Raw genomic sequence first — 24,664 nt, 5'->3', positions numbered from 1 at the left:
GATGGCGAAACTCGACGACAGCCTCCACTTCGTGCTCGGCAAGAAGGCCGCAGACAATCTCGAGGAGCATCTCGGCCTGCGCACCGTCAACGACCTGCTGCGCTACTTCCCCCGCAAGTACAGCGACGCGATGACGGTGCGCGGCGAGGGTGAGGACCTCGAAGTGGGCGAGCACGTCACGTTCGTCGACGTGATCGACGCGGCCGAACTGAAGCGGGTCCGAAATCAGCCGTCGCGCGAGTTCCTCGTCGTCACGCTGCGGGACCGGCGGCCCAAGGTCACGGCGACCTTCTTCAACCCCAAGTATCTGAAGAACACCCTCGTCGAAGGCGCCAAGGTGATGCTCTCCGGCGAGGTCGGCTATTACCGGGGCACCATGCAGCTGACGCACCCGGCGTTCATGGTGCTGAATTCGGCGTCCGGCAAGAAGATCGGCACCAAGTCCCTGACCTCCGTCGCGTCCACCACCGACGCCACCGGCGACGAGCTGCTCGCCGAGTTCGAGAAGGACTACTTCCCGATCTACGGGGCCACTGCCAAGGTGCAGACCTGGGACATCTACGCGTGCGTGCGTCAGATGTTGGCGGTGCTCGATCCCGTTCCCGAGACTCTGCCGGAATGGTTTGTGCGCGAACACAATCTGATGTCCGAGGACGAAGCGCTGCGCGCTGTGCACCTGAGCGAGAATGCCGAGGACCGCGACCGCGCGATCGAGCGGTTGACGTTCGACGAGGCGGTCGGGCTGCAGTGGGGTCTGGTGGTGCGCCGGCACAGTGAGCTCAGTGCGTCGGGGCCGCCGGCGAAACGCCGCGGCGACGGGCTGATGGCCGCCATGATGGCGCAGCTGCCGTTCGAGCTGACCACGGGACAGCGCGAGGTACTCGAGGTGATCTCGGCCGAGCTCAGCGCCCCCCGACCCATGAACCGCATGCTGCAGGGCGAGGTCGGCTCGGGTAAAACCGTCGTGTCGCTGCTGGCGATGTTGCAGATGATCGACGCCGGCTATCAGTGCGCCCTGCTCGCGCCCACGGAAGTGCTTGCTGCACAACATGCTCTGTCGATTCGATCGATGCTCGGGCCATTGGCAACCGCCGGGGAACTGGGCGGGGCCGACAACGCCACCCGGGTGGCCCTGCTGACGGGATCGATGACGGCGCAGCAGAAGCGGGACGCGCGCAGGGAAGTGGCGTCGGGTGAGGCGGGGATCGTCATCGGCACGCACGCCCTTCTCCAGGACACCGTGGAGTTCGACAACCTCGGCATGGTCGTCGTCGACGAACAGCACCGGTTCGGGGTGGAACAGCGGGATCGGTTGCGCGCCAAAGCTCCTGAGGGAATCACACCGCACCTGCTGGTGATGACGGCGACCCCGATCCCCAGAACGGTCGCGTTGACGATCTACGGCGACCTCGAAACGTCCATACTTCGGGAGCTGCCCCGTGGACGACAGCCCATCACCACGAACACTATCTTCCAGACCCAGAAGCCTGCCTGGCTGGAGCGCGCGTGGGCCCGCATCGCCGAGGAGGTCAAAGCAGGACGGCAGGCATACGTCGTCGCGTCCCGTATCGACGAGGATGACAAACCCTCGGACGAGGACAAGAAGGACGACGGCAAGGCCAAGAAAGCGAAGAAGGCGACGAAAGAGCAAGGTCCCCCGCCCGTCACCGTCGTCGAGATGTTCGCCCGGTTGCAGCGCGGGCTGCTCTCGGATCTACGACTGGGACTGATGCACGGGCGGCTGTCCGGCGACGAGAAGGCGGCGGTGATGTCCGCGTTCCGTCGCGGTGAGATCGACGTATTGGTGTGCACCACGGTGATCGAGGTCGGCGTCGACGTACCCAACGCCACGGTCATGGTGGTGATGGACGCCGACCGGTTCGGCATCAGCCAGCTGCACCAGTTGCGCGGCCGGATTGGCCGCGGTGAGCACCCCAGCCTGTGCCTGCTGGTCACCAAGCTGCCTGAGAGTTCCAAAGCGGGGCAACGATTGAAGGCCGTCGCGGGGACTCTGGACGGGTTCGCGCTTGCCGACCTGGACCTTCGGGAGCGCAGCGAGGGAGATGTGCTGGGCTACTACCAGTCCGGCCGTCCGATCACGCTGCGGTTCCTGTCGCTGGCGGAGCACCTTGAGATCATCCTGGCTGCCAAGGAGCTGTGCGAGACCGTCTACGAATCCGATCCGCTCAATCCCGGCATGGCCACCCTGTCCGCGCCGTTCGTCGACACCGACCGGGTCCAGTTTCTGGACATGTCGTGAGTCGTAGGCACACGCTGTGGCTTGCCGTCGCTGTCGTGCTCGCGGTGGTGGTCGCCTACCAGGTCAGTGCCTCCTCGGAAGACCCGTCCCAGTACATCGCCGAAGCTGACATCCCGACGGTCGCCCCAGGTGCGGACGTGCTCGCCGGAATCGTCGAGATCCCCGACCGGGTGCGTGGAAATGATTATCGCCGAGCCGCTTTCGGTGAGTCGTGGACCGATGACACCACAGCTCCCGGCGGCCATAACGGCTGCGACACCCGCAACGACATCCTCGACCGAGACCTCATCGACAAGACCTATGTGGCCATCGCGCGATGCCCCAGGGCCGTGGCCGCCGGCACCCTGCGTGACCCGTACACCAATGCCACGGTGGCGTTCGTGCGCGGTGAACAGACCGGGGCCGCGGTGCAGATCGATCACCTCGTGCCGTTGGCGTTGGCGTGGGATCTGGGAGCGCGCAACTGGACTGAGGAGATGCGGGTGCGGTTCGCCAACGATCCCGCCAACCTGCTCGCGGTGTCGGGCGACGTGAATCAGGACAAGGGGGACAAGCAGCCCTCCGTCTGGATGCCGCCGAACGACGCATTCCACTGCCAGTACGCGATGCAGTACATCGAGGTGTTGCGCGGCTACGGCCTTCCGGTGGATGCGCCGTCGGTGCCCGTGTTGCGTGAAGCTGCCGGCACGTGTCCGGCGGCGTGATCCGGCGGCCCTGGCTGCCCCGGCGTAGACCTTGCGACGTCGGTGCTCGTTGCGCGTTCGGCACCGCCATTCACGCAGGCAGTGAATTCGATTTCTGCCGATCCGTGGCCGACGGGCGAAGACGCGTGTGACCATGGGCGAACGCGGACTGGAAGTCAGCAGACTCAGTGAGGTGTGAAGTCGACAAGGGGGACCGACGTGACGGCTCCGGCGATACGCGACGCGATAGTCAGAACCGCTGTGGCGCTGGCGCTTGCCGGAATAGCGGCCGCAGGTGCTGCCGTGACTACGATGGCCGCGCCGGATCCCGGCGTTCCCACCAGTCCGGATGATCCCCGCTGCGTGACGATGCCCGTGGTGCCGCAGTGTCAGGGTGGCCCGTACGCCCCACCTGCCCCGCCGGCGCCGCCCGCCCCGCCGGCGCAGCCCACAGGTCCCTTGGATCCCATGTGTATGAGCAACCCGGCCGATGCCGCCTGCCTGGGCAGCCCGTACCTGCCGCCGCCGGTGATGGCTCCGCCACCGGCGATGACCCCGCCGGTGATGTCAGGCGGTACCGGGATGCCAGGAATGGCCTGACCCGGGCGAACACCGCTCACCCCAACAGGTTCTGCCCCAGATAACCGCCCTCAGGCACCCCGGGTAGCATCGCGAACACCGCGGAGCCGATCGTCGTGATCCACGGGTTCATCGCGTCCGCCTCGGCCAGCCGTCGCTGTACCGGAACGAACTGCCGCGCCGGGTCACGCTGGTACGCCGCGAAGATCAGTCCCGCGTCCGTGGTGCCCACCGTCGGCGGGTCGTCGTAGTTGTACCCCCGCCGCAGGAAGCGCTCATCGTCCGACTGCCGCCGAGCCAGTGCCACATGCGAATTCGGCGGGATGACCGGTATGCCGTTCTCGGTGGCGGCGAGGTCGGGCTCGTCGAACTCGCCCTCGCCGGTCAGTGGCGCCCCGGTGTCCAGTCGCCGGCCCAGCGTCAATTCCTTGCTGGTGCGGTCCAGTTCGTCCCAGGTGTCCAGCTCGGACCGGATGCGGCGGATCACGAGCACGGTCCCGCCGGCGAACCACGGTTGCTGCGAACCGTCGTCCCAGACGTAACGATCGAGTTCGGCATCCTCGCGTAGGTTCGCGGTGCCGTCGACCTGCCCCATCAGGTTGCGCATCGTCGCACCGGACTTGTCCGCGCCGCGCGCGGTTCGGAACCCGTCCTGCCGCCACCGCTGCACGGTCAGCGTGCGTACGTTCTTGAGTAGGACCCGCGCGGCGTGTGCGACGGCGACCCGGTCATCGGCACAGATCTGCAGCAGGATGTCACCACCGCACCAACGCCGATCGAGTCGGTCGGTGGAGAACGCCGGCAACTCGGACACCGAATCCGGACGACGGTGGGCCAGCCCGATCCGGTCGAAGACGTGTGGTCCGATGCCCACCGTCACAGTGAGCCGTGAAGGGTGTTTCGCAAGTTCGGGTTCGGTGTCCGCCAGGGCGGGCTGGCCCGCGGTGAGGCGCGCGGCGTCGGAACTCCACAGCCGCAGCACCGCAATCAGGGTGTCCCGCGGGCTGCGATCTGCGCTGGGCGCCATGTCCAGCGCGACGAACAGGGCGTGCGCCTGCGGCGGCGTTGCGATCCCGGCCTGGTGCCGGCCGTGGAACGGCTCCGTCGCGGAACCGAAACCTGTTGGTGTCGACGAGCCGGCGGTCGCGCACTGGGTCAGTGCGGCGCCCGCCGCCACGGCGGCGCCTCCGGTGAGGAGGCGCCGCCGGTTGAGGGTCCAGCGCTGCTCAGCCATGGCCGTGGGCGCTGGGGGCGTATTCTTCGTCGCCGCCCGCGAAATCACGGACCTGGGCCGCGATCGGCAGCGTCGACCCGTCTTCGAAGGTGACCGTCAGCGTCACATCGGAGCCCGGTTGCAGCGGACCGGTGAGGTCCATCAGCATCAGATGGTCGCCGCCGGGAACCAACTCGTGCGTGCCCTCGGGCGCGACGGTGATGCCGCCCTCTTTCGGCCGCATTGCCATGGTGCCGCCGGCATCCGGTGCGACCTCGTGGATCTCGACCCGCGCGGCAGCCGGCGACTCACCACCGACGATGTGGGCCTCGCGGTCACCGGTGTTGACGAACGTGCCGAACACCGCCGTCATCCCGGACTCCGCTGCGCGCGCCCAGCCATCGTCGAATTTCACCGCCGACGCCATCGACGGAGTCTCGTCGGGAGCTGATGACGCACACGCCGAAAGCGACACCGCCGCGAGCGCCGCGAATACCACACTCATTTTCTTGCTAGACATCGGATTTCACCTTTCGTTGTTTGACCGCGCCGATGCAGAGGTCGACGGCGACGAACGCCGCCAGGCTCAGACCCAGCAGCGGCAGGAACCAACCCACAGCCACCGCGGCCGCGATGACCCAGAGGCGGACGACCGGGGAAAGGCCACGCATGCCACCCCGGACCGGGGGTCGACCGAACGCCCAGTCGGAACCGCGAGTCGGCCTGCGCTGCCACCACATTCGGTAGCCGCGCACGATCAGCGTCACCAGGCCGACCGCGATGCCCAGGAGCAGGAGCTGGTTGACCAGCCCGAACAGAAAGCCCATGTGGGCCCGGATGCCCCAGTCGGCGAGTTTGGCGATCAGCGAATAGTCGCTCCAGTAGTCGATTCTCGCCGTCACCGAGAGGTCGGTGGGGTCCACGACCGCGGAGTTCGTGGTCCACCGGTACGGCTCGTCGATCTCGGTCACGGTGACGCCGTGGCCGTGTTCGGCGGGCACGGTGATCTCCACGGGAGATCGCACGCCGGCGCCGGCCGCGGCCGCGAGCACCCCGTCGTAGTCGACCGCGAGCCGGTCCACCACCGCAGGCCCGGGCACGCCGTGGCCGCCGTGGTCGCCGTGTCCTGCCAGAGTGCTATCCAATTGCGGGCGTTGCCAATTCATCGCAGACCGAATGTCGCTGACATGGGCTCCGGCGTATGTGGACCAGGTGATCCCGGTGGCGGACAGGAACAGCAGACCCGCGAGAAGCCACACCCCGGTGGCTCCATGCCAACTGAGCGTTCGCGCCCTTCCTCCGGTGCTGCGGTCCACGGTCAGGAGGCGGCCGGTGCGGCCGCGCCGGCGGTCACCTGCAGCCTTGAGCACCCACGGGTACAGCCCACCCGACGCCACGACCCACAGCCAGGACGCGGCGAGCTCACTGTAGATCCGCCCGGGCTCACCGAGGTTGAGATGCCGGTGCAATCCGTCCAGCCAGGTGCTCATCGGCAGGTAGCCGAACCACGTCGGCTCGTCGCCCAGGACGCGGCCGGTGTAGGGGTCCACGAAGACGGTGCGCAGCTTTTCCTCGTCCAGGGCTGGGTCGACGAAGTAGACGCGGGTGGACTCGGTGGCGCCGGCCGGCGGACGCATCCCGGACACGGTGAGTCCGGGGAATTCCTCCTGTGCCGCGGCGATCTGATCACCAAGCGGCAGCGGAGAACCCTGGACGTCGACGAACAGGATGTCGCCGTAGACGAGTCGCTCCAGGGTCGGGGCCAGGGCGTACAGGCCGCCGGTGACCGCGGCGACGAGGAGAAAAGGTGCCACGAGGACACCGGCGTAGAAGTGGAGTCGGACGATCATGGCGCGCCAGCGGTGTTTCGGGATCGTCTGCGGCGGTTGGTCGTCAGTGGTCGGGAGGGGTTGGACCGTGTTCTCGGCAGGAGGCATGCGGAATTGACCTTTGGGAGTCGTTGCGACGCTGGGGCACCGTCAGCGCCAAGAGACGCGACGGCGTGTTATCGACACCGCGGCGCAGCGCCGCGGCGTGGATGGAATGCAGTGAAAGCCGAAATTGACCGTCAGGCGGTCGCGACTGCTCCCGGGGGAGCACGCATTCCCAAACCAGCGGCCAGAACCGGCCGCGGCGCAACGACATTCGAGGCCCGCCGCCTGATGCGGGCGACCGGGCGGGGGGTGCGCCGGGCGAAGAGTCGCAGCCAGCACAGCACCGACGAGCAGACGGCGTAGAGGTGTTCGACAGCCACGATGGCACCGCCGAGCAACACCGCAGCGCCGATGTGCACGGCCGTCATCGTCGGCCCCGGCACGAGCTCACCGTGGTGATGGCCAGTCATCGTCAGCGCGACGTGGCCCAGGAACTGGGCCGAACCCAGTGCCGCGGTGGTGGCGATCCAACCAGCGCCGCGCCCCTCGATGCGGAGACTGCCGAACAACGCCGCGACCGTCGCGCAGAGCAGCAGCGCGAGCACGAGTGCGCCGCCGCTGGGCAGGCCTGCGCCGGCCGCCGCGTGGGCGCCGGCGGTCATGACCGCCGAAGACGCCCCGACCAGGGCGCCGCGCACCCATCGGGGACGCGCCTTCGGCGTATGCATGTGTGAACCCTACCGCTCGACTACTACAGAACCTAGTAGAGCGGGTCCCGGGGCGGGAGGATCAGGATCCGGTGTAGGTCTCGGGGTCCGGGCGGAACCGGGTGCCCTCGTCGAGTCCGTCGAGTGCGGCCATCTGGTCGGCGGTCAGCTCGAAATCGAACACGTCGAGGTTCGACTTGATCCGCTCCGGGCTCGACGAGCGGGAGATGACGACGTTGCCCAGCTGCAGGCTCCAGCGGATCAGCACCTGAGCCGGCGTCCTGTCCTGCGCGTCGGCGATCGCGGTGACTGCCGGGTTGCTCAGCAGGCTGCCCACGCCGAGGGGGCTGTAGGCCTCGGTGACGATGCCGTGCTCGGCGTTGACCGCCCGCAGCTCGGCCTGGTTCAGCAGGGGGTGCAGCTCGATCTGGTTGACCGCCGGGGTGAAGAACGACAGGCCGATGATGTCGTCGAGGTGCTGGGCGTGGAAGTTGCTCACGCCGATCGAGCGGGTGAGGCCGAGCTCCTTGAGCTTCATCAGCCCGCCCCAGCTGTCGACGTACGTGCCCTGTGATCCCGCCGGCCAGTGGATCAGGTACAGATCGACATAGTCCAGGCCGAGCCGTTCCAGGCTCGCGCGGAGGGCGTCCTGGGACGACTGGAAGCCGAGGTCGTCGGTGGCGAGCTTGGTTGTGACGAACAACTCGCCGCGCGGCACGCCGGATTTGGCGATGGCCCGGCCGACGGCCGCCTCGTTGCCGTACGCGGCTGCCGTGTCGATCAGCCGGTAACCGGCCTCCAATGCCGCCAGCACCGACTGCTCGGCCTCGGCGTCCGACAACTCACCCACACCGAGGCCGATCACCGGCATGGTGTTGTCGTCGTTGAGTATGACGGTGGGGATAGCTGCCGCCGACGTCATGTCACCTTCTTTTCTGAAGTGGAATGCTGGCGAAGACTATATTGCCGCCACCAGGACCGGCCTAATCAGTGCCACACCGTAAGGAGCAGTCGTGACCGAAACCGTCGCCGCCGGGGAATCCGTGCAGCCACCCGTGCGTCGCAAGGTCGGCGTCAGTGACGTGGTGGCCAACAAGGTCGCGGGCGTGACGTTGCGCGGCATGCCGCGCATTCCGCACCCGGTCAAACGTGTCCTGCTGGGCGGGCGCTCGATCACCATCGACGGCAACACCCTCGACACGACTCTGCATTTGATGCTCGCAGGGCAGCAACTCCTGGGTCTCGACGGGTTGGTCGCCGATGACGACTTCGTCGCCGCCCGCACCCAGTTGGAGCTTCTCGCAGCGAGTTTCAAGCAGCGCATCCCGATCGCGGGCGTGACCGACCTCACGGTCAGCGGCGCGGAAGGCCCCGTCAAGGCGCGGCACTACCGCACCGACGAACCGGGCGCGCCGCTGCTGGTCTTCTATCACGGGGGCGGCCATGTGATCGGCAGCATCGACAGCCACGACGACCTGTGCCGGGAGATCTGCCGGTCCGGCGGTGTGCACGTGCTGTCGGTCGACTACCGGCTGGCCCCCGAGCACCCGGCACCGGCCGCCGTCGAGGACTCCTACGCCGCCTACCTGTGGGCCTGCGAGCACGCCGCCGAACTGGGCGCCGACCCGCAGCGGGTGGCCGTCGGCGGCGACAGCGCCGGGGGCAACCTGGCCGCGCTCGTGACGCTGCGCGCCCGCGACGAGAAGTCGCCGCGACCGGCGTTGCAGCTGCTGCTGTATCCGGTGACGCACTACGACGCCGAAACCCGCTCGAGGACGCTGTTCGCCCGCGGCTTCTTCCTCACCCAACACGACATCGACTGGTTCAGGGCGCGGTATCTCGGCGGCGCACAGCTCGAGGGCAGCGACCCGCGGGTGTCGCCGCTGCTGGCCGAAGATCACTCGGGGCTGTCCCCGGCGCTGGTGGTGACCGCGGGGTTCGATCCGCTGCGTGACGAGGGCAGGCACTACGCCGATGCGTTGCGCGCCGCGGGAACCCCGGTCGACTACCGGGAGTACGGCTCGCTGGTGCACGGCTTCGCCAATTTCTTCCCGCTCGGAGGGGCCAGCGCGACCGCCACCGGCGACGTCATCTCGGCCATGCGCGCACATCTGACCCGCGCCGGCTAACTGCGGGTGGGGGCGCCGGTACTCTGTGAACCGTGGCCACCAAACCCAAGAAGAACGCGCGCTACGACCTGAAGGCAGCTGACCGTAAGCGCAACCTGCTCGTCCAGATCGGTCTGACCGCCGTCGTGGTGATCTTCGCGGTCACCTTGGTGCTCTACATCGTGCTCTCGGCCGACGACAAGCCCACCGCCGGCGAGTCCCGCGCCATCCGGGTCGAGTCCACCAGCGTGATCAAGAAGGACGGCACCGACGAGCCCAAGGCCGTGCTCAGCATGTACGAGGACTTCCTGTGCCCACACTGCGGTGCGTTCGAGCAGCAGTTCGGTCCCACGATCAGCAAGCTCATCGACTCGGGCGCGATCGCCGCCGACTACTACATGGTCGGCATCCTGGACCGGTCACAGAACCAGAACTACCCGTCGCGCGCCGGTGGCGCCGCCTACTGCGTCGCCGACGAATCCGTGGACGCCTTCCGCAGGTTCCACGCCGCCCTCTACGCCCAGCAGCCCAGTGAGGCGGGCTCGGCCTACCCGGACAACGCACGGCTCATCGAGGTGGCACGTCAGTCCGGTGCGGCCGGTGCGGTGCCCGAATGCATCAACAAGGGCACCTACGTCGACATGGTCGCGGGGCTGGCCTCGGCCACCGGCGTCAAGTCCACGCCGTCGGTTCGCATCAACGGCGAGGACTACCAGTACAGCACCCCGGAAGCACTGGTCACCAAGATCAAGGAGATCGTCGGTGACGTGCCCGGACTCGAAGCCGCCCCGCCGGCGCCCGCCCCGCAACCGGCTCCCGCGTCGTGACGGTCGCCGCGACCGGTTCGGTCGATCACACCGATCCGTCGGCACCCGAGCCGGCGTCGGTCGCGGTTGCGCGCGGTAGCGCCCTGTGGGTTCTCATCGGCGGTGTCATCGGGCTCGCCGCAGCCCTGACACTGACGATCGAGAAGATCGAACTGCTCATCGACCCGGACTACATCCCGACCTGCAGCATCAACCCGGTGCTGTCGTGCGGTTCGGTGATGATCACGCCGCAGGCGTCGCTGTTCGGCTTCCCCAACCCGCTGCTGGGCATCGTGGCGTTCTCCGTCGTGGTCGTCACCGGGGTGCTCGCGGTGGCCAAGGTGAACCTGCCCCGGTGGTACTGGGCCGGACTGACGGTCGGCACCCTGCTGGGCGCGGTGTTCGTGCACTGGCTGATCTTCCAGAGCCTGTACCGCATCGGCGCGTTGTGCCCGTACTGCATGGTGGTCTGGGCGGTGACGATCCCGCTTCTGGTGGTCACCGCGTCGATCGCACTGCAGGCCCCGCGCAGCGGCAGCGCGGTGGTCAGGGCCCTGTACACCTGGCGCTGGTCGCTGGTGACGCTGTGGTTCACCGGCGTGGCCCTGCTCATCCTCGAGCGGTTCTGGAACTACTGGTCCACGCTTGTCTAATTGACGGCTCGCCGTCGTCATCTGATCGACTGCGCCGCGGCGCCATCTGATCACAGCCCGCAGTCGGCTCCTGTGAGATTGACCTGCGAGGTTAAGGTGAACCGTGGCCGGTCAGATCTCCAAAGTCCTCGTCGCCAATCGTGGTGAAATCGCGATCCGGGCGTTCCGCGCAGCCTATGAGATGGGCATCGCGACCGTCGCGGTCTATCCGTACGAGGACCGCAACTCCCTGCACCGGCTGAAAGCCGACGAGTCTTACCAGATCGGTGAGATCGGGCATCCCGTGCGGGCCTACCTGTCGGTCGCCGAAATCATGCGGGTGGCCGTCGAGGCCGGCTGCGATGCGGTGTATCCCGGCTACGGCTTCCTGTCCGAGAACCCGGAACTCGCCGCCGCGTGTGCGGACGCGGGGATCACCTTCGTGGGCCCGAGCGCAAACGTGCTCGAGCTCACCGGCAACAAGGCGCGCGCCATCCAGGCGGCACGGGCGGCCGGCCTGCCCGTGCTGACGTCGTCGGCTCCGTCGGCGTCGGTCGACGAGCTGGTCGCGGCAGCCGATGGCATGGAGTTCCCGTTGTTCGTCAAGGCCGTCTCCGGCGGCGGCGGGCGCGGGATGCGCCGCGTCACCGACCGGGCGGCGCTGGCCGAGGCGGTGGAGGCGGCCAGTCGCGAGGCCGAGTCGGCGTTCGGCGACCCCAACGTCTACCTCGAGCAGGCGGTGCTCAATCCGCGCCACATCGAGGTGCAGATCCTCGCCGACACCGCCGGCCACGTGATGCACCTGTTCGAACGCGACTGCAGTGTGCAACGCCGGCATCAGAAGGTCATCGAACTCGCCCCGGCGCCGAATCTGCCGGACGAATTGCGGCAGAAGATCTGTGACGACGCGGTCGCCTTCGCAAAGGAGATTGACTACTCGTGCGCGGGCACCGTGGAGTTCCTGCTCGACGAACGCGGTCATCATGTGTTCATCGAGTGCAACCCGCGCATCCAGGTCGAGCACACCGTGACCGAGGAGATCACCGACGTCGACCTGGTCTCCAGTCAGTTGCGGATCGCCTCGGGTGAGACGCTCGCCGACCTCGGTCTGAGCCAGGAGACGCTGGTGATCCGTGGTGCGGCGCTGCAGTGCCGGATCACCACGGAAGACCCGGCCAACGGTTTTCGGCCCGACACCGGGCGCATCACCGCCTACCGGTCACCCGGAGGTGCGGGCATCCGCCTGGACGGCGGCGCACATCTGGGCGCCGAGATCGGTGCGCACTTCGACTCGATGCTGGTCAAGCTCACCTGCCGGGGCAGGGACTTCGCGACGGCGGTGGCACGCGCGCACCGGGCGCTGGCCGAGTTCCGGGTGCGCGGGGTGTCGACGAACATCCCGTTCCTGCAGGCGGTCATCGACGATCCGGACTTCCGGGCCGGACGGGTCAACACGTCGTTCATCGACGATCGGCCCTACCTGCTGACGTCGCGGTCACCCGCCGACCGCGGCACCAAGATCCTGAACTATCTGGCCGACGTCACGGTCAACCAGCCACACGGTCCGCGCCCGTCGACGGTGTATCCGCACGACAAGCTGCCCCAGATCGACCTGGACGCGATGCCGCCGCGCGGCAGCAAGCATCTGCTGTCCGAGGTCGGGCCCGAGGCCTTCGCCCGCTGGATGCGCGAGTCGAAGTCGGTGGGGGTCACCGACACCACGTTCCGTGACGCGCATCAGTCGTTGCTGGCCACCAGGATCCGCACCTCCGGTCTGCTGATGGTGGCGCCCTACATCGCGCGGATGACCCCGCAACTGCTCTCAATCGAGTGCTGGGGCGGTGCCACATACGACGTCGCGCTGCGGTTCCTCAAGGAAGACCCGTGGGAGCGGCTGGCGGCGCTGCGGGAAGCGGTGCCCAACATCTGTCTGCAGATGCTGCTGCGTGGCCGTAACACCGTGGGCTACACGCCCTATCCGGAGTCGGTGACCCATGCATTCGTGCAGGAGGCGACCGCGACGGGTGTCGACATCTACCGGATCTTCGACGCGCTCAACAACGTCGACTCGATGCGTCCGGCGATCGACGCGGTTCGCGAAACCGGTACGGCCGTGGCCGAAGTCGCGATGTCCTACACCGGGGATCTGTCCAACCCGGAGGAGAACCTCTACACGCTCGACTACTACCTCAAGCTCGCCGAGCAGATCGTCGACGCGGGCGCGCACGTGCTCGGCATCAAGGACATGGCGGGACTTTTGCGGCCGCAGGCGGCGGCGATGCTGGTCGGTGCGCTGCGCAGCCGATTCGACCTGCCCGTGCACGTACACACCCACGACACCCCCGGCGGTCAGCTGGCGACCTATCTGGCGGCCTGGCAGGCCGGCGCCAGCGCCGTCGACGGGGCCTCGGCACCGCTGGCCGGCACGACGAGCCAACCCGCGCTGAGCTCGATCGTGGCGGCCACCGCGCACACCGAGTTCGACACAGGGCTGTCACTGTCGGCGGTCTGCGACCTGGAGCCGTACTGGGAGGCGTTGCGAAAGGTCTACGCGCCCTTCGATGTCGCCGCGGCGGGTCCGACAACACCCACCGGACGGGTGTATCACCACGAGATCCCCGGCGGCCAGCTGTCGAACCTGCGGCAGCAGGCGATCGCGTTGGGGCTGGGGGACCGCTTCGAGGAGATCGAGGCCAGTTATGCCGCGGCCGACCGGATCCTGGGTCGGCTGGTCAAGGTCACCCCGTCGTCGAAGGTCGTCGGCGACCTTGCGCTGGCGCTGGTGGGCGCGGGCGTGTCGGCTGACGAATTCGCCCAGGACCCTGGACGTTTCGACATTCCGGACTCGGTGATCGGGTTCCTGCGCGGGGAGCTCGGTGACCCGCCCGGCGGCTGGCCGGAACCGCTGCGCTCCAAGGCGCTCGCCGGCCGCGCGCCCGCCAAGCCGCAGGCCGAGCTCAGCGCCGAGGACACCGAGGTGCTCGCGGACGCGGGCCCGAAGCGGCAGGCGGCGTTGAACCGGCTGCTGTTCCCGGCTCCTACAAAGGAATTCGAAGCGCATCGGGAGATCTACGGAGACACCTCGAGCCTGTCGGCCAACCAGTTCTTCTACGGGCTGCGTCACGGCGACGAGCACCGGGTCACCCTGGAGCGCGGCGTGGAACTGCTCATCGGCCTCGAGGCGATCTCCGATCCCGACGAACGCGGTATGCGCACGGTGATGTGCATCCTGAACGGGCAGCTGCGCCCCGTCGTGGTGCGCGACCGCAGCGTCGCCAGCGACATTCCCGCCGCTGAGAAGGCCGACCGCACCAACCCCGACCACGTCGCAGCGCCGTTCGCCGGCGTGGTCACCGTCAACATCGCCGAGGGTGACAAGGTCGACGCGGGCCAGACCATCGCGACGATCGAGGCGATGAAGATGGAGGCCGGGATCACCGCTCCGAAGAGTGGCACGGTCGCACGCGTCGCGGTGTCGGCCACCGCGCAGGTCGAAGGCGGAGACCTGCTGGTGGTGATCGGTTCGGCGGGTAGGAGCGAGGCGACCGGGGAATCATCCTGACCCGGATCGTCGCCGGCGCCTTCGGAGGTCGACGGATTGCGGTGCCTCAGCAGAAGTCCGGACGTGGTACCCGCCCGACCACCGACCGGGTGCGCGAGTCGTTGTTCAACGTCCTGACGGCGCGCATCGACTTCACCGGAATCCGGGTCCTCGACCTCTACGCCGGCTCGGGTGCGCTGGGTCTCGAGGCGCTGTCGCGTGGTGCGGCGTCGGCGGTGTTCGTGGAGTCCGACGGGCGTGCGGCCGCGGTGATCGAGCAGAACATCGCGGCGCTGGGCGCCCGGGGTGCGGCTGTGCGACGCGGCCCGGTGTCGTCGGTGCTCGCCGGGGGTGCGGACCGGCCGGTGGATCTGGTGCTGGCGGACCCGCCCTATGAGGTCGACGACGCGCAGGTCAACGAGATCGTCACGGCGCTGTCCTCGGGCAGGTGGGTGGCTCCGGGCACCGTGGTGGTCGTGGAGCGCCCCGCCTCGGGCCCCGGCATCGCCTGGCCGGAGGGCTGGTCGGTGTGGAAATCACGGCGCTACGGGGACACCCGCCTGGAGATGGCGGCGGTTGACAGGTGATCGCCGCGAGCGTGCATCCGCTGCCCTCGCCGGCGTGAATTCACGACGCTGAGTGCACGTTCGCGGACTGCTACGGTCACCCACATGAGCGGAGCGGTGTGCCCGGGGTCCTTCGATCCGGTGACCCTCGGTCACATCGACATCTTCGAGCGGGCCGCGGCGCAGTTCGACGAGGTCGTCGTCGCGGTGATGGTCAACCCGAACAAGACCGGGATGTTCACCCACGAGGAGCGCATCGCGCTGATCGAGGAGTCGACCACCCACCTGCCGAACCTGCGTGTCGAGTCCGGCCAGGGTCTCATCGTCGACTTCGTCAAGGCGCGCGGTCTGACCGCGATCGTCAAGGGTCTGCGGACCGGCACCGATTTCGAGTACGAGCTGCAGATGGCCCAGATGAACAACCACATAGCCGGCGTCGACACCTTCTTCATCGCGACCACGCCGCGCTACTCGTTCGTGTCCTCGTCGTTGGCCAAGGAGGTGGCGACGCTCGGGGGTGATGTGTCGGAGCTGCTGCCTGCGCCGGTGAATGCGCGGCTGAAGGCAAAGCTGGCCGCGCGGGATTGAGCGGCCCGGCCGCGGGTATGTAGAGGTAGCCGGCGCACAGCCCATAGCGCCGGCTTCGCTCAAGCCCGACGGAGGTCGCCCACCGTGCCCGAGACATTCGTTCAATCCACCGACGACGTCGTCGCGTTTCTGAAGGATCAGCACAACCTGATCAAGGACATGTTCGACGACGTGATCCACGCCTCTGAGCCGAAAGCCCGGGAGAAGGCGTTCACCGATCTGCGCCAGCTGCTCGCCGTCCACGAGACGGCCGAGGAGATGGTGGTGCACCCCAGAGCGCGGCGGGAGATCGCGGCGGGTGACCAGGTCGTCGACGCCCGCCTCAAGGAGGAGCACGCGGCCAAGGAACAGCTGGTGGCGCTGGAGAATCTCGACATCGCGTCGGACGAGTTCATCACCGAGTTGACGAAGTTCCGCGACGCCGTGCTCGAGCACGCCGAGCACGAGGAAGCCGAGGAATTCACGAAGCTCAAGCGCGAGCTGGACGCCGACGAGCTCAAGAGTCTGGCCGGAGCGGTGCGTGCCGCCGAAGCCATCGCGCCGACCCGCCCTCACCCCGGGGTCGAGTCGGCGACGCTCAACTTCGCTGTCGGTCCGTTTGCCTCCATGCTCGACCGTGCCCGTGACGCCATCGGCGCTGCGCTGCGCTGACGTCTCGCATCCCAGTCGAGCCTGGCTGCGACAGGTGGGCGACACACCGGCGACGAAGCCCAGTCACAGGCGTAACACCAGGCACACTGGTCACTAACAACTAGGCCTGGAGGGTGTCGCCGTGTACCGAGTGTTCGAAGCTCTCGATGAATTGGGTGCGATCGTCGAAGAAGCCCGCGGCGTGCCGATGACGGCGGGCTGTGTGGTGCCCCGCGGAGATGTCCTTGAGCTCATCGACGACATCAAGGACGCGATCCCGGGTGAGCTCGACGACGCGCAGGATGTCCTCGACGCCCGCGACTCTCTGTTGAGGGAGGCCAAGGACCACGCCGACTCGACGGTGTCGACCGCCAATGCCGAGGCCGACTCGATGGTCAACCATGCCCGCGCCGAGGCCGACCGGCTGTTGGCGGACGCAAAAGCCCAGGCCGACCGCATGGTCGCCGAGGCGCGCCAGCACAGCGAACGCATGGTGGCCGAGGCCCGCGACGAGGCCGCCCGCATTGCCGCGACCGCCAAACGGGAGTACGAGGCCACCACCGGACGGGCCAAGTCGGAGGCGGACCGGCTCATCGAAAACGGCAACCTGACGTACGAGAAGGCAGTTCAGGAAGGCATCAAGGAACAGCAGCGCCTGGTCTCGCAGACCGAGGTGGTCGCGACGGCCACCGCCGAGGCCACCCGGATGATCGACTCCGCCCACGCCGAGGCCGACCGGTTGCGCGGGGAGTGCGACATCTACGTCGACAGCAAGCTGGCGGAGTTCGAGGACTTCCTCAACGGCACACTCAGGTCGGTCGGCCGCGGACGCCACCAGCTGCGCACCGCGGCGGGCACGCACGACTACGCGGCCAGGTAAGCAGCCGGAGGCCCACCGTACGATACGTGCATGGCGAGGTACGTTAACGCGGCGGCGCACCGGGGTTCACGGTCGCCGCTGGTGATCGATATCTCTCGGCTTGGCCGGCGTCCGGGCTCGATGATGACCGTCGAGGAAACGGTTCCCAGTCCCGTACGCATGGGCGTGGAGCTCATCGCCGTGGCCGAGGGCGCTCCGCTGGAGCTCAACCTTCGCCTGGAATCGGTTTCCGAAGGTGTGCTGGTGACCGGAACGGTGTGGGCTCCCACCACCGGTGAGTGCGCGCGCTGCCTGACGCCGATCACCGGTGAGGTCGAGATCGACCTCACCGAGCTGTTCGCCTACCCCGACAGCACCACCGAAGAGACCACCGAGGCCGACGAGATCCCGCGAGTGAGTCGTGACAGAGGCGGCGAAGGCGTCGACCTCGAGCAGTCGATCGTCGACGCCGTCGGGCTGGTCCTTCCGTTCTCGCCCGTCTGCGGCCCCGACTGCCAGGGACTGTGCCCAGAGTGTGGCGTCCGGCTGGCCGATGCCGAGCCCGGCCACCACCACGAACAGATCGACCCGCGGTGGGCCAAGCTGGCGCAGCTTCGAGAGCAGAGTGCGGGAGACGACTCGTGACGGTCGATCGCGCGCTTCTTCTGGAGGCGCTCGGTGTCGATCTGCCCGGTGAGCTGCTCACCATCGCCCTCACCCACCGCAGCTACTCCTACGAGAACGGGGGCGTGCCGACCAACGAGCGCCTCGAGTTCCTCGGCGACTCGGTGCTCGGACTGACGATCACCGAAGAGCTCTACCACCGTCACCCCGACCGCTCCGAAGGTGATCTGGCCAAGCTGCGGGCCAGCATCGTCAACACCCAGGCGCTGGCCGACGTGGGCCGCAATCTCACCGAGCACGGTCTCGGCGCCTATCTGTTGCTCGGCAAGGGCGAGGAGAACTCCGGTGGCGCCGACAAGTCGAGCATCCTTGCCGATGGCGTCGAATCCCTTTTGGGCGCAATCTATCTGGAGTGCGGCGGAGAGGTCGCCCGGGAGGTCATCCTGCGGCTGTTCAGCAGTCTGCTGGACACCGCGCCGACACTGGGCGCTGGGTTGGACTGGAAGAGCAGCCTGCAGGAGCTGACCGCGTCGCGGGGCCTCGGAGCGCCGACCTATGTCGTCACGTCGACCGGGCCCGATCACGACAAGGAGTTCACGGCGGCGGTCATGGTCGGTGACAGCGAGTGCGGCAGGGGCGTCGGCCGGACCAAGAAAGAGGCCGAACTCAAGGCGGCCGCGGCGGCGTGGCACGCCCTCACAGGTGATCTGACGTCGGCGGACTGAGCCCCGATGCCTGAACTTCCCGAGGTCGAGGTCGTCCGGCGGGGTCTGGCCGAACACGTCACCGGCAGGACCGTCACGGCGGTCCGGGTACATCATCCGCGCGCTGTGCGCCGCCATGAGGCCGGGCCCGCCGACCTGACCGCCCGGCTGCTCGACACGACGATCACCGGGACGGGGCGGCGTGGGAAGTATCTGTGGCTGACGCTCGGGGACGGTGCCGATGAGCCGCTTGCGCGAAGAGAATCGAACTTCGCGCTCGTCGTGCATCTGGGCATGAGCGGGCAGATGCTGCTGGGCGACGTGCCGAACGCCAACCACCTGCGGATCGCGGCCCTGCTCGATGACGGCACCACGCTGAGCTTCGTCGACCAACGCACCTTCGGGGGCTGGATGCTTGCCGATCTGGTCACGGTCGACGGCAGCGATGTGCCCGCCCCGGTCGCGCACATCGCGCGCGATCCGCTGGATCCGCTGTTCGACCGCGACGCCGTGGTGAAGGTGTTGCGGCGCAAACACTCCGAGATCAAACGACAGCTGCTCGATCAGACCGTCGTCTCGGGCATCGGCAACATCTACGCCGACGAGTCACTGTGGCGGGCGAAGATCAACGGCGCCCGGCTGGCCTCGGGCGTGTCGCGGGCCAAACTCGCCGAGCTGCTCGGCGCGGCCGCCGACGTGATGACCGATGCGCTGGCCCAGGGCGGCACGTCCTTCGACTCGCTCTATGTCAACGTCAACGGTGAATCCGGCTACTTCGACCGGTCGCTGGACGCGTACGGTCGCGAGGGTGAGCCCTGTCGACGCTGCGGCGCGATCATGCGGCGCGACAAGTTCATGAACCGCTCGTCGTTCTACTGCCCGCGCTGCCAACCCCGCCCACGCGTGTAGTGCCGCGGGGAGGTTGTAGAAATAGGGCGTGACCGAACTGTGGGTGGAGCGCACCGGTGTGCGTCGTTATACGGGGCGCAGCACACGCGGCGCCGAGGTGCTGGTGGGCTCCGAGGACGTCGAGGGCGTCTTCACGCCGGGCGAGCTGATGAAGATCGCGCTGGCGGCCTGTAGCGGCATGTCCAGCGACCAGCCCCTGCGCCGGCGCCTCGGTGACGACTATCAGGCGACCATCAGGGTGTCGGGACCCGCCGACCGTGAGCAGGAGCGCTATCCGTTGCTCGAGGAGGTGCTCGAGATCGATCTGTCCGGGCTCTCCGACGAGGACAGGGACCGGGTGCTGACCGTGGTCGAGCGCGCCATCGACCAGGTGTGCACGGTGGGGCGGACGTTAAAAAGCGGGACTGAAGTGACGCTCGGGGTTACTGAGGTGAAAAATGTTGGGGGAAAGTGACGTTCGACTGACCGCCTGGGTGCACGGTCGCGTGCAGGGCGTGGGTTTCCGCTGGTGGACGCGGTCGCGGGCGCTCGAACTCGGGCTCACCGGCTACGCCGCCAACAAGCCCGACGGGCGGGTGCAGGTGGTCGCCCAGGGCTCGCGCGCGGCCTGCGAACGGCTGCTCGACCTGCTCACCGGCGGCAACACCCCCGGTCACGTCGACAAGGTCATCTCCGACTGGGGCGAACCTGCCGACGCGATCGCGGGCTTCACCGAGCGCTGACGTTCTCGGCGGTAGGGTAACGCGTCATGCATCTGAAGAGTCTGACGCTGAAGGGCTTCAAGTCCTTCGCCTCGCCGACGACTCTGCGCTTCGAGCCGGGCATCACCTGCGTCGTCGGACCGAACGGCTCGGGGAAATCCAACGTCGTCGACGCGCTGACCTGGGTGATGGGCGAACAGGGCGCCAAGACGCTGCGCGGCGGCAAGATGGAGGACGTCATCTTCGCCGGGACGTCGTCGCGCGCGCCGCTGGGCCGCGCCGAGGTGACGTTGACGATCGACAACTCCGACAACGCGCTGCCGATCGAGTACTCCGAGGTGTCGATCACCCGCCGGATGTTCCGTGACGGCGCTGGAGAGTACGAAATCAACGGCAGCAGTTGCCGTTTGATGGACGTACAGGAGTTGCTCAGTGACTCCGGCATCGGTCGTGAGATGCACGTCATCGTCGGGCAGGGCAAGCTCTCGGAGATCCTGGAATCCCGGCCCGAAGACCGCCGTGCGTTCATCGAGGAGGCCGCCGGGGTTCTCAAGCACCGCAAGCGCAAGGAAAAGGCGGTCCGCAAGCTCGACTCGATGTCGGCCAACCTTGCGCGGCTGACGGATCTGACCACCGAGCTGCGCCGACAGCTCAAACCGTTGGGCAGGCAGGCCGAGATGGCACGCCGCGCGCAGACGATCCAGGCCGATCTGCGCGACGCACGCCTGCGGCTTGCCGCCGACGACCTGGTGACCCGCAAAGCCGAGTTCGACGACACCAACCAGGCCGAGACCACGCTGCGCCGCGAACACGACGAGCTCACCGAGCGTATGGAGGCCAGGACGCTCGAGCTCGACGCCCACGAGAGCGCCGTGGCGGACCTCAGTGAGCGCGCCGACGCGGCCCAGCAGCGGTGGTTCCGGCTGTCGGCACTGGCCGAACGGGTGAGCGCGACCGTGCGCATCGCCAGCGAGCGTGCCCAACATCTCGACGCCGAACCGGACTTTTCCGCCGGTCCTGACCCCGACGAACTCGAAGCGCAGGCAGACGCGGTCGCCGAGCAGGAACAGCTGCTGCTCGACGAGCTGGCCGAATCGCAGGCCCGCCTGGAATCGGCAAGAGCCGAACTCGGCGAACGTGAACAGGCCGCGGCCGAGGCCGAACGTGCACACATGGCCGCTGCGCGGGCAGAGGCCGACCGCCGCGAGGGCCTGGCCCGGCTGTCCGGCCAGGTCGACACCATGCGCACCCGGGTGGACTCCGTCGACGAGACTGTCGCGCGGCTGACCGCGAGCATCGACGAGGCGGGTGCCCGCGCCCAGCAGACCCAGGCCGAGTTCGAGACCGTGCAGGGCCGCGTCGCCGAACTCGACTCCGGCGAGGTCGGACTCGACGAGCACCACGACCGCACCATTGCGGCACTGCGCCTGGCCGACGAGCGCGTCACCGAGCTACAGGCGGCCGAGCGCGCCGCCGAGCGTCGGGTCGCGTCCCTCCAGGCCCGTATCGATGCGCTGTCGGTCGGCCTCGACCGCAAAGACGGTGCGGCGTGGCTGAAGGAAAACCGCAGTGGTGCAGGGCTTTTCGATTCGCTGGCCAACCTGGTCAAGGTGCGGCCCGGCCATGAGGCGGCGATCGCGGCGGTGCTCGGAGCCGCAGCCGATGCGCTCGCCGCCGAGAACTCCGGGGCCGCCAGGGACGCGTTGGCGGCGCTGAAGGAGTCCGACGGCGGCCGTGCCGCCATCGTGCTCGGGGACTGGCCGGCGCGGACCCCGGCCACGGGTCAGCTGCCCGCGGGCGCGGCCTGGGCCGTGGATCTCGTCGATCCCGCTCCGCGGATTCAGGGTGCGGTCACCGCGATGCTCGGCGGCGTGGCGGTGGTCGGCGACCTCACCGCCGCGCTGGAACTCGTTGCCGCACAACCAGAGTTGCGGGCAGTGACCGCCGACGGCGACCTGGTAGGGGCAGGCTGGGTCAGCGGTGGCTCGGACCGCAAACCCAGCACGCTGGAGATCACCTCCGAGGTCGACAAGGCGCGCGCCGAACTGGTCGATGCCGAGCGGCAGACCGGCGAGCTGTCGGCGGCGCTGTCGGGCGCTCTGGCGGAGCAGGCCGCCAGGCAGGACGCCGCCGAACAGGCGCTGGCCGCGCTGAACGAGTCCGACGCGGCGATCTCGGCCATCTACGAGCAGCTGGGCCGGCTCGGCCAGGACGCGCGCGCAGCCGACGACGAGTGGCAGCGGCTGATCAAGCAGCGCGACGAGCTCGAGGCCGGCCGTAACCGCACCGTGGAGGAACTCGCGGAGCTGGAGTCGCGGCTGCACAACGCCCAGCAGGAGCCGATGTTCGACGTCGAGGTCGTCGACCGCACGGAGTTCACGGCCGCTGCCGAGGCGGCACGTTCAGCGGAGGTGGAGGCCCGCCTGGCGGTGCGCACCGCCGAGGAACGCGCCAATGCTGTTCGCGGACGGGCTGATTCGCTGCGCCGAGCGGCCGTCGCCGAACGCGAGGCGCGGGCCCGGGCGCAACGGGCCCGGGAGGCTCGCGTGCAGGCGGCTGCGGTGGCAGCCGCCGTCGCCGAGTCCGGCAGGCTGGTTGCGCAGAGGTTGGCCGACGCGGTGGCCGTCGCGTCGCGGATTCGCGACGAGGTGGCCGCCGAGCGCCATGTCCGCGCGGCGGCATTGACCAAGACCCGCGAAGAGGTCGCGGAGCTGACCGCCCGGATCGCCGCGCTGACCGACTCACTGCACCGCGACGAGGTCGCCAAAGCGCAAGCGGCACTTCGCATCGAGCAGCTGGAGCAGCAGGTGCTCGAGCAGTTCGGCATTGCGGTCGCCGATCTGATCGCCGAGTACGGACCCGACGTCCCGCTGCCGCCGTCCGAGCTGGAGATGGCCGAATACGAGCAGGCCAAGGAACGGGGGGAGCAGGTCACCGCGCCCGCGCCGATGCCCTACGACCGGCCCACCCAGGAACGCCGGGCCAAGCGTGCCGACAAGGAGCTGCGGGAGCTCGGGCGGGTGAATCCGCTCGCCCTGGAGGAGTTCGCGGCGCTGGAGGAGCGCTACAACTTCCTGTCCACCCAACTCGAGGACGTCAAGGCCGCCCGCAAGGATCTGCTCGACGTCATCGCCGACGTCGACTCCCGGATTCTGCAGGTGTTCACCGAGGCCTACATGGACGTGGAGCGGGAGTTCACCCAGGTCTTCTCCACCCTGTTCCCCGGCGGTGAGGGCCGGTTGCTGCTGACCGACCCCTCCGACATGTTGACCACCGGCATCGAGGTGGAGGCCCGTCCGCCGGGCAAGAAGATCAAGAGGCTGTCGTTGCTGTCCGGTGGCGAGAAGTCGCTGACGGCGGTGGCGATGCTGGTCGCCATCTTCCGGGCGCGGCCGTCACCGTTCTATGTGATGGACGAGGTGGAGGCGGCTCTCGACGACGTCAACCTGCGCCGCCTGATCAGCCTGTTCGAGCAGTTGCGGGAGCGCTCGCAGCTGATCGTGATCACCCACCAGAAGCCGACGATGGAGGTCGCCGACGCGCTCTACGGCGTGACGATGCGCGGCGACGGCATCACGACGGTGATCTCGCAACGGATGCGGGGGCAGGAGCTGGTCGCCAGCCCGTCCTGAGGCGGGGCTCAGGGGAGTTCGGTGACGCCCCGCCCGCGCAGTGCCGACAGGTTCGCCGCGCCGCACCCGTGCAGGCAGACGAGCAGCTCGTCGATGAAACGCTGCAGCCAATCGACCACGGCTTCAACGGATTCCACGGCGGGGGCGAGCAGGGGCCGGGCGACGGCGACCACCCGGGCGCCCATCGCCAGCGCCTTGGCGGCGTCCATCCCGGTGCGGATGCCGCCGGAGGCGACGAGCGGAACGTCGGGCAGCATCTGGCGCACCTCGGTGAGCGCCTGGGCGGTCGGGACGCCCCACTCGGCGAGCGCCGGGTAGCGCACGTCGCCGTAGCGGACGAACTGCTCGATGCGGGCCCAGGAGGTGCCGCCTGCGCCCGCGACGTCGATGGCAGCGATCGGGCAGCCCACCAGCTCGGCGGCGGCTGCCGCGCCGATGCCGTGGCCGACCTCCTTGAGCACGACGGGGTAGCCGATCGCGCCCGCGACGTCGCACAACCGTCCGATCGAGCCGGAGAAATCGGTGTCGCCGTCGTGCTGCATGGCTTCCTGGAGCGGATTGGTATGTACTGCAAGACCATTGGCGCCGACCCGGTCCAGAGCCGCTGCCAGTCCCGGCACCATGGACGACCGCAGCTGGGCCAGCCCGATGTTGCCGATCAGCAGGATGTCGGGGGCGACGCCGCGGACCTCGAAGCTCGCCGCCGCCGCCTCGTCGTCGATCATCACGCGTTGGGAACCCAGCATCATCCCGATGCCCAACTGCTGGGCCGCGGCCGCCAGGTTGCGGTTGATGATTCCCGACAGCGCCGCACCGCCGGTCATCGCACCGATCAGCACCGGAGCCCGCAGGTGCGACCCCAGGAACTCGGTGCTCAGGTCCACGCTGTGCAGATCGGTCTGGGTCAGCGCGTTGTAGGGCAGTCGAAAGCGCTCGAAACCGGTGGTCAGACTCTGGTAGTCGACGGCTTCGGTCAGGCACACGTCGATGTGGCGCCGTTTGCGGTGCTGCAGGGCGGACCCGGGGTCGGACGTCACCGGTCATGCCC

General features: G+C 68.4%; 23 protein-coding genes. 17 read left to right on the top strand and 6 right to left on the bottom strand.

Annotated elements, in window-relative coordinates:
- Nucleotide 1 precedes the first annotated feature (1 nt).
- From recG to BN976_RS33630, 3 genes are all read left to right on the top strand, one after another.
- Nucleotides 2–2,260 carry an ATP-dependent DNA helicase RecG gene (gene recG, locus BN976_RS20845; RefSeq protein ID WP_011779384.1) on the top strand — a complete coding sequence of 753 codons (2,259 nt, stop codon included), beginning with the start codon at nucleotides 2–4 and terminating at the stop codon, nucleotides 2,258–2,260.
- Nucleotides 2,257–2,964 (top strand): HNH endonuclease family protein, encoded by a 708-nt coding sequence (locus tag BN976_RS20840; protein ID WP_011779385.1) that lies wholly within the window; start codon nucleotides 2,257–2,259, stop codon nucleotides 2,962–2,964. Before recG ends, BN976_RS20840 begins: the two co-directional genes overlap by 4 nt.
- Nucleotides 2,965–3,246: 282 nt before the next feature.
- A complete protein-coding gene (locus BN976_RS33630; protein WP_145977978.1) occupies nucleotides 3,247–3,543 on the top strand; it encodes a hypothetical protein in 297 nt (98 codons plus the stop codon).
- Between the two features lie 16 nt (nucleotides 3,544–3,559).
- Here the strand turns inward: BN976_RS33630 and BN976_RS20835 are convergent, their stop codons facing one another.
- From BN976_RS20835 to BN976_RS20815, 5 genes are all read right to left on the bottom strand, one after another.
- On the bottom strand, nucleotides 3,560–4,756 hold the full coding sequence (locus tag BN976_RS20835) for a Dyp-type peroxidase (protein WP_036373538.1): 1,197 nt from the start codon (nucleotides 4,754–4,756) through the stop codon (nucleotides 3,560–3,562).
- Nucleotides 4,749–5,255, bottom strand: coding sequence for a copper chaperone PCu(A)C (locus BN976_RS20830; RefSeq protein WP_036373535.1), 507 nt, complete (start codon nucleotides 5,253–5,255; stop codon nucleotides 4,749–4,751). Before BN976_RS20830 ends, BN976_RS20835 begins: the two co-directional genes overlap by 8 nt.
- A complete protein-coding gene (locus BN976_RS20825) occupies nucleotides 5,248–6,672 on the bottom strand; it encodes a PepSY-associated TM helix domain-containing protein (RefSeq protein ID WP_036373532.1) in 1,425 nt (474 codons plus the stop codon). Before BN976_RS20825 ends, BN976_RS20830 begins: the two co-directional genes overlap by 8 nt.
- Before the next feature lie 131 nt (nucleotides 6,673–6,803).
- Nucleotides 6,804–7,337, bottom strand: a complete 534-nt coding sequence (locus BN976_RS20820) for a hypothetical protein (protein WP_011779389.1) — start codon at nucleotides 7,335–7,337, stop codon at nucleotides 6,804–6,806.
- A 61-nt stretch (nucleotides 7,338–7,398) separates the two neighbouring features.
- Complete coding sequence (locus BN976_RS20815; protein WP_011779390.1) at nucleotides 7,399–8,238, bottom strand: aldo/keto reductase; 840 nt, start codon at nucleotides 8,236–8,238, stop codon at nucleotides 7,399–7,401.
- A gap of 91 nt (nucleotides 8,239–8,329) precedes the next feature.
- On the opposite strand from BN976_RS20815, the gene BN976_RS20810 reads away from it, so the two are divergent.
- From BN976_RS20810 to smc, 14 genes are all read left to right on the top strand, one after another.
- Nucleotides 8,330–9,445 (top strand): alpha/beta hydrolase, encoded by a 1,116-nt coding sequence (locus tag BN976_RS20810; protein WP_199558980.1) that lies wholly within the window; start codon nucleotides 8,330–8,332, stop codon nucleotides 9,443–9,445.
- A 32-nt stretch (nucleotides 9,446–9,477) separates the two neighbouring features.
- Nucleotides 9,478–10,251, top strand: coding sequence for a DsbA family protein (locus BN976_RS20805; RefSeq protein ID WP_011779392.1), 774 nt, complete (start codon nucleotides 9,478–9,480; stop codon nucleotides 10,249–10,251).
- The gene (locus BN976_RS20800; protein ID WP_036373529.1) at nucleotides 10,248–10,883 is read left to right on the top strand and encodes a vitamin K epoxide reductase family protein; all 636 of its coding nucleotides are present in this window, start codon (nucleotides 10,248–10,250) and stop codon (nucleotides 10,881–10,883) included. Before BN976_RS20805 ends, BN976_RS20800 begins: the two co-directional genes overlap by 4 nt.
- A gap of 103 nt (nucleotides 10,884–10,986) precedes the next feature.
- A complete protein-coding gene (locus BN976_RS20795) occupies nucleotides 10,987–14,424 on the top strand; it encodes a pyruvate carboxylase (protein WP_036373527.1) in 3,438 nt (1,145 codons plus the stop codon).
- Nucleotides 14,421–14,990: a 16S rRNA (guanine(966)-N(2))-methyltransferase RsmD gene (gene rsmD / locus BN976_RS20790; protein WP_083767258.1), complete on the top strand. Its 570-nt coding sequence runs from the start codon at nucleotides 14,421–14,423 to the stop codon at nucleotides 14,988–14,990. The genes BN976_RS20795 and rsmD overlap by 4 nt, the downstream gene beginning before the upstream one ends.
- Before the next feature lie 84 nt (nucleotides 14,991–15,074).
- The gene (coaD, locus tag BN976_RS20785) at nucleotides 15,075–15,557 is read left to right on the top strand and encodes a pantetheine-phosphate adenylyltransferase (RefSeq protein ID WP_011779396.1); all 483 of its coding nucleotides are present in this window, start codon (nucleotides 15,075–15,077) and stop codon (nucleotides 15,555–15,557) included.
- A gap of 84 nt (nucleotides 15,558–15,641) precedes the next feature.
- Entirely contained in the window at nucleotides 15,642–16,208 is a 567-nt protein-coding gene (locus BN976_RS20780; protein ID WP_036373524.1) for a hemerythrin domain-containing protein, read from the top strand.
- 121 nt (nucleotides 16,209–16,329) lie between these two features.
- Nucleotides 16,330–17,067, top strand: a complete 738-nt coding sequence (sepIVA, locus tag BN976_RS20775; RefSeq protein WP_011779398.1) for a cell division protein SepIVA — start codon at nucleotides 16,330–16,332, stop codon at nucleotides 17,065–17,067.
- A 30-nt stretch (nucleotides 17,068–17,097) separates the two neighbouring features.
- Nucleotides 17,098–17,691, top strand: coding sequence for a YceD family protein (locus BN976_RS20770; protein WP_011779399.1), 594 nt, complete (start codon nucleotides 17,098–17,100; stop codon nucleotides 17,689–17,691).
- Nucleotides 17,688–18,395, top strand: a complete 708-nt coding sequence (gene rnc, locus BN976_RS20765; RefSeq protein ID WP_011779400.1) for a ribonuclease III — start codon at nucleotides 17,688–17,690, stop codon at nucleotides 18,393–18,395. Before BN976_RS20770 ends, rnc begins: the two co-directional genes overlap by 4 nt.
- Before the next feature lie 6 nt (nucleotides 18,396–18,401).
- The gene (gene mutM, locus BN976_RS20760) at nucleotides 18,402–19,283 is read left to right on the top strand and encodes a bifunctional DNA-formamidopyrimidine glycosylase/DNA-(apurinic or apyrimidinic site) lyase (RefSeq protein WP_011779401.1); all 882 of its coding nucleotides are present in this window, start codon (nucleotides 18,402–18,404) and stop codon (nucleotides 19,281–19,283) included.
- A 28-nt stretch (nucleotides 19,284–19,311) separates the two neighbouring features.
- A complete protein-coding gene (locus BN976_RS20755; protein WP_036373521.1) occupies nucleotides 19,312–19,737 on the top strand; it encodes an OsmC family protein in 426 nt (141 codons plus the stop codon).
- Complete coding sequence (locus BN976_RS20750; protein ID WP_036373517.1) at nucleotides 19,721–20,005, top strand: acylphosphatase; 285 nt, start codon at nucleotides 19,721–19,723, stop codon at nucleotides 20,003–20,005. The genes BN976_RS20755 and BN976_RS20750 overlap by 17 nt, the downstream gene beginning before the upstream one ends.
- 26 nt (nucleotides 20,006–20,031) lie before the next feature.
- Nucleotides 20,032–23,616, top strand: a complete 3,585-nt coding sequence (gene smc, locus BN976_RS20745) for a chromosome segregation protein SMC (RefSeq protein WP_036373514.1) — start codon at nucleotides 20,032–20,034, stop codon at nucleotides 23,614–23,616.
- 8 nt (nucleotides 23,617–23,624) lie between these two features.
- Here the strand turns inward: smc and fni are convergent, their stop codons facing one another.
- Nucleotides 23,625–24,653, bottom strand: coding sequence for a type 2 isopentenyl-diphosphate Delta-isomerase (fni, locus tag BN976_RS20740; RefSeq protein ID WP_036373511.1), 1,029 nt, complete (start codon nucleotides 24,651–24,653; stop codon nucleotides 23,625–23,627).
- Between the last annotated feature and the right edge of the window lie 11 nt (nucleotides 24,654–24,664).

This window comes from Mycolicibacterium austroafricanum, from assembly GCF_000612725.1.
GTDB classification, from domain to species: domain Bacteria; phylum Actinomycetota; class Actinomycetes; order Mycobacteriales; family Mycobacteriaceae; genus Mycobacterium; species Mycobacterium austroafricanum.
The sequence above is the reverse complement of the archived record's forward strand: the minus strand, read 5'-3'. Positions and strand labels throughout refer to the sequence as shown.